The organism is Microbacterium oryzae, assembly GCF_009735645.1.
Taxonomy (GTDB): Bacteria; Actinomycetota; Actinomycetes; order Actinomycetales; family Microbacteriaceae; genus Microbacterium; species Microbacterium oryzae.
The window spans coordinates 964,360-979,856 of record NZ_CP032550.1; the positions used below are offsets into that span (position 1 = coordinate 964,360).

The 15,497-nt window shown below is 68.9% G+C and carries 12 protein-coding genes; 5 read left to right on the forward strand and 7 right to left on the reverse strand.

The features are described 5' to 3' along the window. Positions 1-18 precede the first annotated feature (18 nt). From D7D94_RS04520 to D7D94_RS04535, 4 genes are read right to left on the reverse strand one after another with little or no spacing between them, the layout of a single operon-like run. Positions 19-1,563, reverse strand: coding sequence for an amidohydrolase family protein (locus D7D94_RS04520; RefSeq protein WP_156241501.1), 1,545 nt, complete (start codon positions 1,561-1,563; stop codon positions 19-21). Continuing rightward, on the reverse strand, positions 1,560-3,020 hold the full coding sequence (locus D7D94_RS04525) for a Na+/H+ antiporter NhaC family protein (protein WP_156241502.1): 1,461 nt from the start codon (positions 3,018-3,020) through the stop codon (positions 1,560-1,562). The genes D7D94_RS04520 and D7D94_RS04525 overlap by 4 nt, the downstream gene beginning before the upstream one ends. Further along, the gene (locus D7D94_RS04530) at positions 3,017-3,892 is read right to left on the reverse strand and encodes a PfkB family carbohydrate kinase (RefSeq protein WP_156241503.1); all 876 of its coding nucleotides are present in this window, start codon (positions 3,890-3,892) and stop codon (positions 3,017-3,019) included. The genes D7D94_RS04525 and D7D94_RS04530 overlap by 4 nt, the downstream gene beginning before the upstream one ends. Continuing rightward, a complete protein-coding gene (locus D7D94_RS04535; RefSeq protein WP_156241504.1) occupies positions 3,892-4,905 on the reverse strand; it encodes an SIS domain-containing protein in 1,014 nt (337 codons plus the stop codon). The genes D7D94_RS04530 and D7D94_RS04535 overlap by 1 nt, the downstream gene beginning before the upstream one ends. A gap of 197 nt (positions 4,906-5,102) precedes the next feature. Here D7D94_RS04535 and D7D94_RS04540 point away from each other — a divergent pair, with 197 nt between their 5' ends. Both D7D94_RS04540 and D7D94_RS04545 read left to right on the forward strand, forming a co-directional pair. Continuing rightward, positions 5,103-6,128, forward strand: coding sequence for an NADPH:quinone reductase (locus D7D94_RS04540; protein WP_156243317.1), 1,026 nt, complete (start codon positions 5,103-5,105; stop codon positions 6,126-6,128). A gap of 90 nt (positions 6,129-6,218) precedes the next feature. Continuing rightward, positions 6,219-7,103 (forward strand): SGNH/GDSL hydrolase family protein, encoded by an 885-nt coding sequence (locus D7D94_RS04545; protein ID WP_173024235.1) that lies wholly within the window; start codon positions 6,219-6,221, stop codon positions 7,101-7,103. 16 nt (positions 7,104-7,119) lie between these two features. On the opposite strand, the gene D7D94_RS04550 is transcribed toward D7D94_RS04545, so the two are convergent. Further along, positions 7,120-7,362, reverse strand: a complete 243-nt coding sequence (locus D7D94_RS04550; protein WP_156241506.1) for a hypothetical protein — start codon at positions 7,360-7,362, stop codon at positions 7,120-7,122. 106 nt (positions 7,363-7,468) lie between these two features. On the opposite strand from D7D94_RS04550, the gene D7D94_RS04555 reads away from it, so the two are divergent. The 3 genes from D7D94_RS04555 (at position 7,469) to D7D94_RS04565 (ending at position 10,605) form a co-directional block, all read left to right on the forward strand. Then, positions 7,469-8,407 (forward strand): LysR family transcriptional regulator, encoded by a 939-nt coding sequence (locus D7D94_RS04555; RefSeq protein WP_216648704.1) that lies wholly within the window; start codon positions 7,469-7,471, stop codon positions 8,405-8,407. 127 nt (positions 8,408-8,534) lie between these two features. Continuing rightward, positions 8,535-9,515 (forward strand): putative oxygenase MesX, encoded by a 981-nt coding sequence (locus tag D7D94_RS04560; RefSeq protein ID WP_156243319.1) that lies wholly within the window; start codon positions 8,535-8,537, stop codon positions 9,513-9,515. 25 nt (positions 9,516-9,540) lie between these two features. Then, the gene (locus D7D94_RS04565; protein WP_156241507.1) at positions 9,541-10,605 is read left to right on the forward strand and encodes a methionine synthase; all 1,065 of its coding nucleotides are present in this window, start codon (positions 9,541-9,543) and stop codon (positions 10,603-10,605) included. 106 nt (positions 10,606-10,711) lie between these two features. On the opposite strand, the gene D7D94_RS04570 is transcribed toward D7D94_RS04565, so the two are convergent. Both D7D94_RS04570 and D7D94_RS04575 read right to left on the reverse strand, forming a co-directional pair. Then, positions 10,712-11,782 (reverse strand): spore photoproduct lyase family protein, encoded by a 1,071-nt coding sequence (locus D7D94_RS04570; protein ID WP_156241508.1) that lies wholly within the window; start codon positions 11,780-11,782, stop codon positions 10,712-10,714. Between the two features lie 86 nt (positions 11,783-11,868). After that, positions 11,869-15,486, reverse strand: coding sequence for an Ig-like domain-containing protein (locus D7D94_RS04575; protein WP_156241509.1), 3,618 nt, complete (start codon positions 15,484-15,486; stop codon positions 11,869-11,871). Positions 15,487-15,497 lie beyond the last annotated feature (11 nt).

Sequence of the window (15,497 nt, forward strand, 5' to 3'; positions counted from 1 at the left end):
TCCAGCCTAATGACGCCGTCACGCGCGATACACGACCCGCCCATCCCGCACCGTGGCCGACACCGCGGCCTCGGCGAGGTCGTCCGTCGTCGCCTCGAGGAGGTTCCGATCGAAGACCGCGACATCCGCAGGAGCGCCCGGCTCGAACGTGCCCGCGCCGACAGGCGTCTGCATCGCCGCGCCGGCCCGCGAGGTCCAGGAGCGGATGACCTCCTCGCGCGACATGCCGTTCTCCTCATGCCAGCGGCCGTCCCCCGGCCTCGGCAGCAGACGCTCGCTCGCGGAGAGGAGCGACTGCGGCAGGTCGGGATCGAACAGCGGATGGTCCGTGCCGGCCGTCAGATGGACGCCGTGCCGGACCATCTCCGCGAACGGCCCGAGACGGCCGCCGCGAGCGCCCAGCAGCTCGGTGAGAAGCTGCCGGGTGAACCCCTCCTGACGCACGACGTGCGGATACGTCTCGACGACGAGCCCGAGGGCCGCGATGCGAGGGATGTCGACGTCGTGGATCAGGCTGACATCGGACAGTCCGGAGCCCTTCGGCAGCTCCCCGCGCTCCCGCGCGTACTCCTCGAAGATGTCGAGGCAGCGCCGCACCGCGCCGTCGCCGTCCGCATTGAGGGCGAGCCGGTACCCCGCATCGAGGATGCGCCGGGCCTCGGCGCGCACCAGCGGCCAGTCGACGGCGTCCGGCTGTGCCGCATCTGCGTCGAGGAGCGACGCGCCGCCCTCGTCGAATGCGCCATCTGTCATCAGCTTGAAGCCATGAAAGCGCAGCCCGTCGCGCCGAGACGAGATGCGCTCGGCGAAGCCGAGATCAGCGGGAGCCGCCACCGGCTGCAGAGCGAAGGCCATCCGCAGCCCGAGTTCGTCACGCGCCGAGAGACTCTGCAGGACCGGAAGCATCCCGAGGTGGTCGTCGAAGGCGATGTCCTTGACCGAGGTGACTCCATGCGCCGAGAACGCGGTCGCTCGCGAGACGAAGGCCGCGCGCACGACGTCGGCGTCTCGTGCGAGCACGCGGTAGAGGCGGGCCAAAGACTCGTTGGAAGCGGCATCGGCATCGCCCACCGCTGCTCGAGCACCGTCGGAGAGCGCCAGCCACGCCCGCCGCGCGCCGAGCAGCACGACGGCCGCTTCGGGGATGCGGGCGGCGAGATCCCGGATGAGACCGTCGCCGCGCTCCGCGGGTCCGGAGAGTCCCCGCACGAGAACGAGCGCCGAGGGCGCTTCGTCGAGCCTCCTCAGGACCCGGGCGACCACGTCGCGGTCCTCGAGGCCGCCGCCATCCAGGCCGCCGTGCTCGAGCAGTGCGGCGGTGAAGAACGTGTGGTTGTCGTGCAGACCGGGCACCACGAGCCCGTTCCCGGCGTCGATCACCTCGGCGCCGGGCCCGGCGAGGGCGCGCCAGGCGACCTCGCCGACGGCTCGATGCGCGATTCTGCCGTCGCGCAGGAGCAGCGCGCCGGGGACCGCGCCGTCGCCGGTCCAGATCGCGCGCCCCACGACGACGAGGTCGGGATGACCGACCACCGCGCCGGTCTCGCCAGCGCCGGACATCATCCGATGAACCCGAGGACCGCGAAGCCGATCAGCGCGACGACGGCGGCTGCCACCTGGTACGGCAGGTTCGTGATCCAGTGGCGGTAGAGCGGCACCCGCGTGGAGGTGGCGGTGAGCAGCCCGACATCCGACGAGATCGCGGCCGCCACGCCGAACGTCCCCGCTGACAGCAGCGCCGCGACGGTCATCGGGACGCTCGCGCCCACCTCGCCGGCGAGAGTCACGAGCACCGGCACGAGCAGGATGTACAGCGACCAGTTGAGGGTCACCAGCATCTCCGTGATCCCGAACACGAGGAAGATCGCGAACGGCAGCCACTGCGGTGCGATGACACCGCCCACGCTGTCGACGATGAACTCGGTGAACCCGAGCTCGGACACCGCGTTGACGAGCACGAATGCCAGCGCCATGAGAAGCACGAGCGAGAAGATGTCCTTCATCCCCTCGATGACAGCGTCGACGTACTCGCTCAACGTCGTCGCGCGCTGCGCCACCAGGAGCAGACCCGTCGCAAGCAGCGCGAGCGCGAACCCGAGCTGGATGTCGGCGAGCACGATGGCGCTCGCGATGACCACGACGATCGGAACGAGGAAGTTCACGAAGTGGGGCTGCGTGCGCGTCTCCGCCGGTTCGTCGAGCTCGTCCACGTCGACGGCGCCGAATTCACGTCGCATGGCGCCGACGGCCGGAACGATGCGGATCGCGAGGAGCACACCGATGATCACCGCGGCGAAGGAGTAGAAGAGGTAGGGCAGCACGTCGAGGTACACCGAGACCTCGCTGCGGTCGGCGCCGTAACCCGCGCCGATGAGCAGCCCGGCGATCAGCACCGACGTGCTGCCGAACGGATTCAGGGTCGTCCCCGGCTCGCCCGTCGAGCGGACGACGGAGGCGGTGAATGCCCGCGGGAGTCCGAAGCGGCGATTCACCGGCGTCATGCTCACGCCCACACCCGACGCCGAGAGGTAGCTGTCGTTGCTGAGCAGCAGCGACGAGACGGCCGTGATGGCGCCCGCCGCCCGCGGCCCCCGTGCCAGGCGCGAGACCGCTCGGGCGAACGATGCCGAGAGGCCCATCCGCTCGAACACCCCGAGCAGGCCCCCGATCATCGTCAGCAGCACGAGGAGCCAGATGTTGTCGGCATCGGTCATCTGCTCGTTGAGCGACCCGATCCACGCGGCGGGCAGGCCGAGGCGATGGATCATGAAGACCGCGAGGATGCCCGTCCACAGGAACCCCTCGATCACGCGGTGCGTCGTGAGGATGAAGCCGAACAGCGTGACCGCGGGGAGCAGGCTCCACAGGCCGTACTCGGCGTCTCCGGACGGCGCGAGCAGGGAGAGAAGGAAGACCACGCCGAGACCGACGTAGCCGGCGATCGCGCGCGTCCGGGGCGACACGCGAGCCTCGGACGGCTCGAGTGCGGGCTCCGTCGAGGGAGCGAGTTCCTGCGTCATTGCATGTACTCCTTGGGGTATCCGAATGCGCCCTCGATGGCGCACTGCTGAGCGGCGGCCTGAGCCGCGTGATGAAGCGCCGTCTCGATGACGGACGCGGGAAGCCGGTGCCCGCGCGACCACCCGGCCGCGTGCGCACTCAGCATGAACGAGGCGATGAACGCGTCACCGCAGCCCATGGTGTCCACGGTCTCCACGCGCACCGCCTGCGCACGCGTGAAGGCGTCGCCGTCGAAGACCGCCGAACCCTCGAGCCCGCGTGTCACAAGGACCATGGCGGCGCCCTTCCGGAAGGTGTCGCGCGCGAGTTCCTCGGCCGCCGTCCACGGCAGGTCCGCGGCCGAGAGGACCGCGAGATCGACCCAGGGCGCGACTGCGGCCCGGTACCCCTCCTCTCGGTACTCGGGCTCGTCGGCGAAGTCGAAGACGACGAGTCGAGCCGCCGCATGCAGCGCGGGAAGCTGCGGCTCGAGTGCGGCGTAGGCGCTCACGTGCACGAGGTCGAATCCCCCGGCATACGCCAGCACCTCCGCGGTCAGATCGATCGGCTGCTCCACCGTGACGCCGCCCGACCAGTCGCCGAAGACGCGGTCGCCGTCGACGACACGGACGTCGCACCATCCCGTCTCGCCGGCTCGCACGACGCTGTGATCCGTCGCGACGCCGAGCTCTCCGAGCGCCTCGCGGATGTGAGCGCCCGGGTCGTCGTCGCCGAAGACTCCGAGGTATGCCGCCTCGACGCCTGCCCGGCGGGCGAAGACCGCCACGTTCACGCTGTTGCCGCCCGGATAGTAGACGCCGCGATCGAGGAAGCGGTCGATCACATTGTCGCCGACACCGAGGACGCGCGCCGGCGTGACCGCACCCGTCATCAGTACTCCACGACGCGGTAGTAGCGACGCGTCGACAGCGGGTGCTCGCGGACGGTCTCGAGGTGCTTGGTGAAGCGCGCGGAGATCGCGTCCACGACGATCGGGGCAGTCAGCGCACGGAACTCGTCGTCGACGCCTGCCAGCGGGTACGCCGCGGTGTCGATCACCGTGGTGTTCTCGTTGTACCGCTCGGTGAACCGCTCGACGCGCTCCATGAGCGGGCGGCCGGCGTCCTCGCCCTTGAACAGCAGCAGGCTCGTGTCCTTCTCGATGAGCTCGAGCGATCCGTGGAAGAACTCCGCGCCGTGGACGCGCGTCGTGTGCAGCCACTGCATCTCCTCGAGGATGCACATCGAGTAGTTGTAGGTGAATCCCCACAGGTTCCCGGCGCCCACGAGGAAGTGATAGGTCGTGTCACGATGCTTCTGCGCGAACGCCGCAGCGGGGCCATCCGCCTGCTCCTGCACCGCGATCAGAGCGTCGGTCAGGTCCGTCAGCTGGTCTGCGAGCCGCTCGTATCCCTCGAACTCTCCGCGTTCGTGGAGGAGCGCGGTGATGAGGAGCAGCAGCTGGATGTCGATCGACTCCCCCGCCGTCTCGTCGTCCGCCGGGTTCACGAGAACGTGATCCGCAGCGCGGCCGATGGGGCTCTCGCCATCGCCGGTCAGCGCGATCGTCGTCACGCCGCGCTCGGCGCAGTACTCGAGCGCCTTCAGGGTCTCCGCGGTGGTCCCGGAGAGCGAGGAGAACACGGCGAGCGAGCGTGCGCCGAGACGCGGGTCGCCGCTCAGGACGAGCTCCGCGGCGATCGCGGAGCGAACAGGCAGCGTCGAGCGTGTGGTGACGAGGAGCTCGTACGGCCACATCGCCGCATACGAGCCGCCCGACCCGATGAGGAAGAGGTTCTCGTACCCTGCGGTCGAGACCGTGTGGACGATGTCGTCGATGCGCGTGCGCAGAGCGCCCGCTCCGGAGACCACGGAGCGGTAGAAGTCGGGATCGAAGCCGAGCATGAAGAGCGTCCTCTCGGAGCACCCTCGTGCTCCATCGCGTTTTGGTACCGGTCCCATTGGGACCGGTACCAAGCGTGGCACAGCGAACCTCGCCGTGCAACTCGACGTCGTATCCGCACGTCTGAGGTCGGTGTCACGGGGGCGGCCGGACCGCAACGGGTGGCGCACGTCGGTGAGCACACGATGAGATGACCGTCATGGAAGCGATCGTCTACTCCACCATCGGTGACTCGTCCGTCCTGCAGCTCGTCGAGCGCGACATCCCCTCGCCCGGGCCGGGTGAGGTGCGCGTGCGCGTCGCCGTCTCCGGCGTGAACCCGACCGACTGGAAGTCGCGCGCGGGCACGCGCCGGATGGCGTTCGACGAGGTGGTGCCGAATCAGGACGGCGCGGGCGTCATCGATGCGGTCGGGGATGGCGTGAGAGACCTGTCCGCCGGGGATCGCGTCTGGCTCTTCCTCGCCCAGCACGGGAGCCCATCGGGCACCGCACAGGAGTACACCGTCGTTCCGGCGTCTCGCGCGATCCCCCTCCCCGAGGGCATCGACTTCGCGGCCGCTGCGAGCCTCGGCGTGCCCGCGATGACCGCGCATCGGGCACTCACCGTCCACGAGTTCGGACCGTCGCGACTCGCGCCTGGTGCGCTGGACGGCCGCACGGTGCTCGTGGCCGGTGGCGCGGGCGCCGTGGGCCATGCCGCGATCCAGCTCGCCGTATGGGCGGGCGCCGCGGTGATCGCGACCGTGAGCAGCGATGAAAAGGCGGCCCTCGCGGAGGCTGCGGGCGCCCATCACGTCGTGCGCTACACGGACGACGACGCCGCCGAGCAGATCCGGCGGATCGCACCGAAAGGCGTCGAGCAGATCGTCGAGGTCGCGCCCGGCGCGAACGCGCGGCTGGACCTGCAGGTGATCGCCAACCACGCCAGCATCGCCTACTACGCGAACGAGGGCGGCGACGAGATCATCATCCCGGTGCAGCCCTCCTTCGCGAAGAACCTGCGGGTGCAGGGCGTGCTCGTCTACACCGTGGGGGAAGCGGCCTGGCGTGCGGCGGCGGAGGATGTCACCGCTGCGCTGCGCGACGGCGCGCTGCCGGTCGGAGAGGAAGCGGGGCTGCCGCTCACGTGGTTCCCGCTCGCGGAGACCGCTGCCGCGCACGATGCGGTCGAGGGCGGCGCGGTCGGGAAGGTGCTCATCGAGGTGACCCCGGCCATCCGCTGACGCGGAGCGCGCACTTCTCCCCTATCCGGCACCCTCGGGGCGGTCTAGCATCGGCCGCACATCTGGGGGTGTGTCGTTCGAAGGGGAATGATGAAGACGCGTGCTGCCGCGGTGCTCGCGGCCATCTTGCTGGGGCTCTCTACTCTCGCCGCCACTCCCGCCGCGGCCGCGTCGACGACCGGTGCGACCTACGTGGCCGTCGGCGATTCCATCGCGGCCGGGAACGGGCTGCTGCCGTACCTCGATGAGGGCTGCTTGCGATCCACGCGCTCGTATCCTGAGCTGCTGGCGAAGGACCTGGGTGTTGCGGTGGTGTCCGCGGCGTGCTCGGGCGCAACCACGGGAGACGTCATGGGGCAGGTGGAGAAGCTGGCGCGGTCCGGCGATCTCGGGCCCGCGACGGAGCTGGTGACCCTCACCGTGGGCATCAACGACACGGCCTGGCGCGACGCGCTCATCGTCTGCAGCAACGCGCCCCTCCCCGACGCGCCGCCCTGCGACGCGGCACTCGCCCTCGTCGAGCAGATGATCGCGGCGGGCCTCTCGGAGCGCATCGCGGCGGTGATCGCACTCATCCACGCGTCCGCGCCGAATGCGCAGATCGTCGTCACCGGCTATCCGCTCCCCTTCGGCGACACCGATCGCACGTGCCGGCTGGGGGTTCTCGGGCCGCAGCTGCCCGGCGCGCATGCGCCGCTCTCGTTCGACGCGATCGCGACGGCGGCGATCAACGACACGGCCGGAACGCTGAACGACGCGATCGCCACGGCCGTCGGATCGTCGGATGTCGCCGATGCGCAGTACGTGGACGTGAACGCCGAGGGCTTCGACGGGCACGGGCTCTGCGACAGCGGGAGCCGCTGGATGACCGGATTCCTTCCGGTGACGGCCCGCACGGCGGAGGGCAGCTTCCATCCGAATGCGGCGGGGCAGACCGGGTACGCGGAGATCATCGCCGCCGCGCTCGGCGGGTAGCGCTGTCCGGACGGCGTCAGCCCGCGGCGGACGCGAACTCGCCGGCCGCGATGGCGTCGGCGTACTTGCGGATGTCCGGCCCGGGCTCGTAGTCGATAAAGCGGTCCTTGAGCATCGAATTGAGCTGCGCGAACGCATCGTCGGACGAGATCCCGCCCGACGCGGCGACCGAGCGCACGGCCTCGCGCAGCACCGCATCGGAGTCGTCGAGGATCTTCGCTCGGGCTTCTTCGTTCCAGGTGACGTCGGAGATGTCCATGGCGACGAACGTAGGCGGGCCCGAGCGACCGCGGGGAGGGCTTGCCTCGGCGCGGCAGGGCGTGCATCATGCGGTGAGATAGCCTGCGGCTGTGACACGAGGCGGCATGGGGACGGCGAACGGCATCACCCTGCAGCAGATGCGGTACTTCGTCGAGGTCGCCGCGGAGGGATCCATCTCGGCCGCCGCAGACCTGCTCTACGTCTCGCAGCCGACCATGTCGGCAGCGATGAAAGACCTCGAGCGCCGCGTCGGTCGCGCCCTGTTCAACCGGTCGGTGCGCGGCGTGACGCTCACGGAGGACGGCGCGGAGTTCCTCGGCTACGCCCGCCAGGTCGTCGAGCAGGCGGAGCTCCTCGAGCAGCGCTACCTCGGACGCCCGCCGTCACGCCGCCTTCTCGCCGTGTCCACCCAGCACTACTCCTTCGTCGTCGACGCGTTCGTCCGGATGGTCAAGGCCTCGAGCGCGGCGGAGTACGCCTTCACACTCCGCGAGACGCGCACCGCAGACATCCTCGACGACGTCCGCACGCTGCGCAGCGAGCTCGGCGTCCTGTATCGGAACGACTTCAACCGGACCGTCATCGACAGGCTGCTCCGGGACTCCGGGCTCGTGTTCACCCCGATGTTCGTCGCAACTCCGCACATCTTCGTGGCGCGGACGAACCCGCTCGCCCAGCGCGCGCAGGTGACCCTCGACGACCTCGAGGACCTGCCTCGGCTCACCTTCGATCAGGGGACGAACAACTCGTTCTACTTCGCCGAGGAGATCCTCTCCACCCGATCGGCGCAGCAGGACATCCGCGTCAGCGATCGCGCGACCATCTTCAACCTCATGATCGGCCTCGGCGGCTACACCATCTCCACGGGAATCGTCTCCGACGATCTGGACCCCTCGATCGTCGCCGTGCCTCTCGAGGTGGACGAGCGCATCGAGATCGGCTGGATCGGGCACGCCTCGATCCCCCTCACGACGCAGGCGGAGCGCTTCGTCGCCGAGATGCGCGCTGTCGTCGCGGCGTTCGGAGTGGAGCTCCTCGCATAGGCGTCCCCTATGGCCTGCCGGTAGAAGTGCTGATGGGGCTATAGCGACGGGCCCTGCCTACACTGGCGACCGCGGCGCGGGATCCTGCCCGCCGCTCCCCTGTTGAGAATCGAGGCACCGCTTCATGTTGGCGACCGACTTCACGTACAGCATCCGCACCACCCGCTTCGATGAGGACTACACGCCGTCGGCCGGTTCCCGCATCACGACGAACTTCGCGAACCTCGCGCGGGGCGAGCGACGTCTGCAGAATCTCCGCACCGCGCTGACGATGATCCAGAACCGCTTCGACGAGCTCGCGGACGGCCAGAGCGCGAGCCGGCATCGCTACGCCGTGAAGCTCGACATCGTCTCGGCGGACCTGCACCTCGATGCGGACGAGAGCGCGGCCGGGGTCCCGCTGCTCGAGATGCTCGATGTGCAGATCCTCGACACGACGACGGGCGAGCGCATCGCGGGGATCACCGGGAACAACCTCTCGTCGTACGTCCGGGACTACGATTTCAGCGTGGTGCTGCCGGCGCACGCCGCGAGCGGGATTCCGGGTGCTCCGAGCGACTTCGGCGACCTGCACGCGAAGCTCTTCCGGCACTTCGTCGAATCGCCCGCGTACCGCGAGCGGTTCCCGCAGCCGCCGGTGATCTGCATCAGCGTGTCCACCAGCAAGACGTATCGCCGACTCGGCGAGCGGCATCCCGTGCTGGGGGTGGAGTACGAGCAGAGCGACTACTCGATGACCGACCGCTACTTCGCGAAAATGGGGTTGCAGGTCCGGTACTTCATGCCGCGCGGCTCCGTCGCTCCCCTCGCCTTCTACTTCGAGGGCGATCTGCTCCGCGACTACTCCGACCTGGCGCTCGCCGGAACGGTCAGCACCATGGAGACCTTCCAGAGGATCTACCGACCGGAGATCTACAACGCTCATTCCGCGGCCGGCGAGGTGTACCGGCCGAGCCTGGAGAACCAGGAGCATTCGGCGACCGGGGTCACCTACGACCGCGAGGAGCGCAGCCGGCTCGCGGTCACACAGGGCAGGTTCGTCGAGGAGCACTTCATGACGCCCTACCGCGCCCTGCTCGATCAGTGGGCGGCCGGCCGTGCCCTCTGATCGGATGCCACGCGGAGGATCATCGATGAACAACGCCCTGCCCACCTCGATCGTCGGCAGTCTGCCCAAGCCCGCCTGGCTCGCGGAGCCGGAGAAGCTGTGGTCGCCATGGAAGCTCGAGGGTGCCGAACTGGTGGAGGGCACACGGGACGCGCTGAACCTGGCCGCCGACGATCAGCTCCACGCGGGCATCGACATCATCAGCGACGGCGAGCAGACCCGTCAGCACTTCGTCACCACGTTCATCGAGCACCTCGGCGGGGTCGACTTCGACCAGCGTGAGACCGTGCGGATCCGCGATCGCTACGACGCGAGCGTGCCGACCGTGGTCGGCGCGGTGACGCGCGAGCGATCGGTCTTCGTGGACGACGCGGAGGCCCTCCGGGCTCGGACCGATCGGCCCATCAAATGGGCGCTTCCCGGCCCCATGACGATGATCGACACCCTGTACGACCGGCACTACGGAAGCCGGGAGAAGCTCGCCTGGGAGTTCGCGACCATCCTCAACCAGGAGGCGCGGGAGCTGCAGGCGGCGGGAGTCGACATCATCCAGTTCGACGAGCCCGCGTTCAACGTGTTCTTCGACGAGGTGAAGGACTGGGGCGTGGCGACGCTGGAGCGCGCGGCGGAGGGGCTCCGCAGCGAGACCGTCGTGCACATCTGCTACGGCTACGGCATCACGGCGAACACCGAGTGGAAGGCGACTCTGGGGTCGGAGTGGCGCCAGTACGAGGAGTCCTTCCCGCTGCTGCAGCGTTCAGGGATCGACATGGTGTCGCTGGAGTGCCAGCACTCGCGGGTGCCGCTCGAGCTGATCGAGCTCCTGCGCGGCAAGAAGGTCATGGTCGGGGCCATCGACGTCGCCAGCAGCGCGATCGAGACGCCCGAGGAGGTGGCGGAGACCCTCCGCAGCGTCCTTCCCTTCGTGGACGCGGACAAGCTGTACCCGAGCACGAACTGCGGGATGGCGCCCCTCGCTCGCGACGTCGCGCGCGGCAAGATGATCGCCCTCGCCGGAGGGGCTGAGATCGTGCGCGCAGAACTGGCGGGAGCGGCTCCGTCGCTCGCTGCATCTCCTCACGGGCTCTAGCGGAGGTGGCGACCACGCGGAGCGGCGGGATCACGCGGAGCGCGCGTGCGCATCGACGGTCCACGGACGTCGACCGCGGTGAGCACGCGCGCGATCTCGCGCGGCATCAGAAGGCGTAGCGGATCCGGCAGTACGGCAGCTTCTGCTCGATGAGCGCCGTGAGCGTGGCGACCGCCTGCGACTTGAGGCCGTACCGGTAGCGCACGTTGATCGCGCCGTTCTCCGAGCGCTTCGGCTCCTGCTGGTCCGGTGTCCACAGCAGCTCCTCGGCCTTCGGGTGCCAGCCGAGGTTCACGTCGTGGAGCGCCTCGTTGTGCGTGAGGAAGATGACCTCCGCCGCCAGCTGCGTCTTCGCAACGGGCGAGAGCGCGGCGTCGAGCTCGTCGAGCAGTTCTGCCCAGTCCTCGAGCCACGTCGGCGTGAGGATGACGGGCGAGAAGTTGACGTGCACCTCGTAGCCGGCCTCGACGAAGTCGTTGATCGCGGCGATGCGCTCGGACACGGGGGAAGTCCGGATGTCGGTGACCTTCGCCGTCTCGGCGGGCATCAGCGAGAAGCGGATGCGGGTGCGCCCGGCGGGATCCCAGTCGAGAAGGTCGCGGTTGACGAACTTGGTCGCGAACGACGCTTTGGCGGTCGGCGACATCCGGAAGAGGTCGCAGAGCTCTCGCACGTTCTCGCTGATCAGGGCGTCGACGGAGCAGTCGCTGTTCTCGCCGATGTCATACACCCACGCGTCGGGGTCGCACTGGTTCGGCGTCGTCTTCTCGCCCTGCTTGGCGATATGCCTGGCGATGTGGCGCGTGATCTGATCGATGTTCGCGAACACCGTCACGGGGTTGCTGTAGCCCTTCCGCCGCGGCACGTAGCAGTACGCGCACGCCATGGCACAGCCGTTGGCCGTGGACGGCGCGATGAAATCGGCTGAGCGGCCGTTGGGTCGCGTCACCAGGCTCTTCTTGACGCCGAGCACGAGCGCCTCGGTCTTGATGCGCACCCAGCGCCGCACGTTGGCTTCGTCGCCGTGCACCTCGGGGATCTGCCAGTGCGATGCGACGGGCACGATGTCGGCGTCCGGCCAGCGGGCGACGATCTCCTGCCCGCGGGGAAGCGCCAGAGCGGCGTCTTCGGCGTAGATGCGGGAGACCTGCAGCAGGGAGGAAGTCGCGAGAGCCATACACCTGATGCAACGACCGGGGCGGGCATCCGATTCCCGAACGGCGGCGCGAAGTTCGTCGACGCGCTCCTTTCTCACCTCCTCGATCACACGATGAACAGATCGACGTTGCCCGCGTCGTTCGAGCGGGCGGCCGTCACATCGATGATCGCGTCTGCCGAGCCGCGCGGCACGTCCGCAGGCTCGGCGAGATTGCCCGTGATGGCGGCTGCCAGTGCGACCACCTCGAGCACGGTCGGCGTCGCACCCTCCTGCCCGAGGCCGGCCATCGTGAAGTGATTGCCCGTCAGCGCGACGTGACGTGCGGCGACGGCCGGGTGGAGAGGACCCTTCATGCCTGTTCCGTCGAACACGTTGTCGGACAGGAGGAGAGAACGGTACAACGCGACCTTGCCGTTGGCCTGGTCGTTCGAAAACTGCCTGAGGAGAGCCAGGATCTCCCCCGACATCCGCATCCGACCGAGGTGATTTCCCGAGAGCCGCAGGGTGCCCAGACCACCGGTGATCACGCCCCCCTCGCTGATCGCCTGAATGAACTCCGTACGGATCTCATCGATGATCTCCGTATCCTCGGCCGGGCGTCCGTAGAGCGACACGTCGCCGTAGAGGAGGTTGTTGTGGATGGTGACGTCGGCCGGGGGCCCATCGAGCTCGCGAAGCTCGGCAGCCGGCGCGATCTCCAGCACAGCCACACCGGAGAGGAAGTCGGGCGACGTATCGAACCGACTCGCGAGCCGACGGATGCGTTCAGGCAGCTCGCGAATCGCAACGGGGTCCGCTTCCAACGTGTCTGCGATCCCCACCACTTCCGACGCGACATCGGTATCAGCATCAGGCTCACCGGTCCACACGCGCATCGCGCCCGCGAGTCGTCGGCGGGCCGCGGGCGTCGCACCCTCGATCGCCCTCATGAACTCGCCGGAGCGCCCGCCGAACTCTGGTGAACCGACAGCGTCGAACACGCGGAAGAGGCTCTCGACAACGCCGCCCAATGCCGGCCAACCCCGCGCGTCGCTCGTGACCCGCGACTCGAGCCGATCGAACAGCGGCCGGATGGGGATGAGTCGGAACACCTCGATCACCGAGTCGACGACCTCCACCCGGCGGCCTCCGTGGATGGTCACGAGCGGCCCGGCGACGTGTCCGCCCGAGACGTGGACGTTGTCGATCCTGACGTCGGCAGTGTCGTGAACGAAGAGCACACCCGGTTCACGCTCGCCGGGGTGAGATCGCGGGGAATAGCGCAGATCGAGATCGGCGAGACGCAGCGACAGCAGCGCCGCGAACTGGAATCGGACATCGACGAAGATGCGCGAGGTGCGGCCGCATCCCCGGATCGACAGGTGGAACTCCCCCTCGACGACGGCGGACCCGACGCGGTGATCGCCGGGGAGCAGGCAGAGGCAGATGTCGCGCTGCCCCCGACCGTGGAGCTCTTTCAGAGCCTCCTCGATAGTCGGGAACTCGCCGGTATCGCCGATCGTCGTGCAGCAGCCGCCGCGGCCTTCCGACGCGGGGTCGACGCGGGCGAGGAACGTGATGGTCTGGTGCGGGGAGGGGGTGCCGTCAGCCTCGAGGAGTGTCGCGGTCAGCGCCTGCGAGGCGGCGGAGGACCGCTCGAGATCCCAGGTGACGGATGCGGCCCCTGCGGCATCGGTGACGACCGATGTGGCCGAGACCGCGCCCTGCTCGGCCGCGAACTGCACCGTCGCCCCCTCGACGGGGTGGGCCCCGTTCGCCACGCGGACGACGACGGGCCGCGGAAGCTGTGGGAATGCCGCGTCGCCGACGCGGGCCTCCTGCCCGTCTCCGCTGACGTAAAGCAGGGTCGTGAGGTCCTGAATCGTCGCGGTGAACCGTATGAGCTGGTTCTCGACCGGATCCCCGGCGTGATCCAGCAGCTCCGCCGTGCATACCTGTGGCTGCGGGGGCGCCGAGGAGGCCGCATCGCTCGGCGCGGCCAGAGTCCAGGAAAAGGCCGCGATGCCCTGCGCTGTCGTGGGGACGTCGGTGAACGCACCCGACTCCGTAGTGAAGCGGACGAGCGCGTCCTTCACCGGCGTCTCGCCGCTCGCGACGCGGACTTCGAGGTCCGTGGGCAGCTTCGGGAAGCCGATGTCGTGCCGACGCGCCTCCTGGCCGTCCCCGCCGACGTAGAACAGGTTCGTCATCGCGGTGAGAGGTGGGAACAGCTCTCTGCAGTCCGTTGCGGTCAGACTCCCGCTCTCGAGGGTCAGGTACCCGAGGACGGCGCGATGACGGAGGATGCCGTCAGGCCGAAGCGATGCCGGCTTCTTGCCCACCTGCGGCCACTCGATGTTCCCCGACCCGTTCTCGTCCATTACCGCGGTCCGGGCCGGAAACGACCAGTGGTCGTCGCGCACGTAGTCGCCCGCGGCGAACGAGATCTCGATGCCATTCTCGAGGTGGAGCCAGTTGTTGGGCGACGCACCCTGCCAGATGCCGTGCACTCCATCCCAGCGGCGCAGTTTGGGATGGCGCCGCGCATCGATCCCCTGCTTGTCGCCGAGCTCTTTGGCGGGAATGGCGAGCGTCACCGTCTGCTCATCGGCATCGATGGCCGTGACGAAGTAGAGGCGCCGACGCGCGCTCGCGTCGAACTCGACCGCGTCGTCGGTGATCTCCACCCATTGTCGCGGAGCGAAGCCGAGAACTCCGTCGGGACCGAGATCGGTGACGTTCACCGTCGTCCCGTCGATGCCCGTGATCCCGGTGACGACCGAGCCGTTCTCGCGCGACATCACGGCGATGGCGCTCACGGGGCGGAAGGCGAGAGTCTCCCCCGGCGCCAGGGCGGGTACCGGAGTCGCAAGAATGACCCTCGACTCCTTGACGGCGGTCACCTGGGTGAAAGTCGAATCGAAGGGATCAGCTGCTCCGGCGCCGCTGCGGACCAGTTCGATGAAGGCGCCGGCCTCTGGTGCCTCCGACGCTCCGACGTCGATCTGATCCGTTGCGCCGGCGACGACGGTGACGGCGGTCAGCTTGACGTCGTCGACCTTCCGCGACTTGCCGGAACGCAGCACCTCCACCCGATAGAACTGATTCTCGAGCCCCGAGTACCCCGCGCGCGCCGGCACGAGGCACGGAGTCTTCTGCGCGGCCTCGGGAGTGGCCTGGGCGGCGAGCGTGCCGGTCGTGCTCGGCATGGCAGGCGCCCCGGCGACACACGTCCAGTTCGGGATGCTGTCCAGCACGCGCACCTGCCACACGGTCTGCTCGCGCGCGGCCGTCTCGGGCCCACCCAGCGCGACCTCCTTCAGCGAAGGATCGTCCAGAGGGGTGACGAGCCGACGCCACACATCCAGCACGACGGGATGGACACCGGTGAGCGGACCGTTCACATCGCCCGCGGCGGTGGGCAGGAACGGCTGGCACTCGAACGGGATGGAGGTGTCGCCCTCGTTCGCGGGAAAGTTCTCCACGAGGATGCCGTCCACGTAGTAGCGCCCCACCCCGACGCGGACCATCCCTTCTGTGTCGACGGTGATCTCGAATCCCGCACCGTCGAGCGGACCGCCCGAAGGCCCGATGACATCGGCGGCGGTCTGCTCGTGCTGCCCCGCCAGGATCCGGTGCTCCTCCTCGAGGTCCGCATCCGTCAGGAGCCGCCCCTGCTCATTGAGCACCCCGCTGTACTGCTTGCGCCGGTCGTGCGTGCGGCGGCTGAAATCGCCCCTCATGATGACCCCTT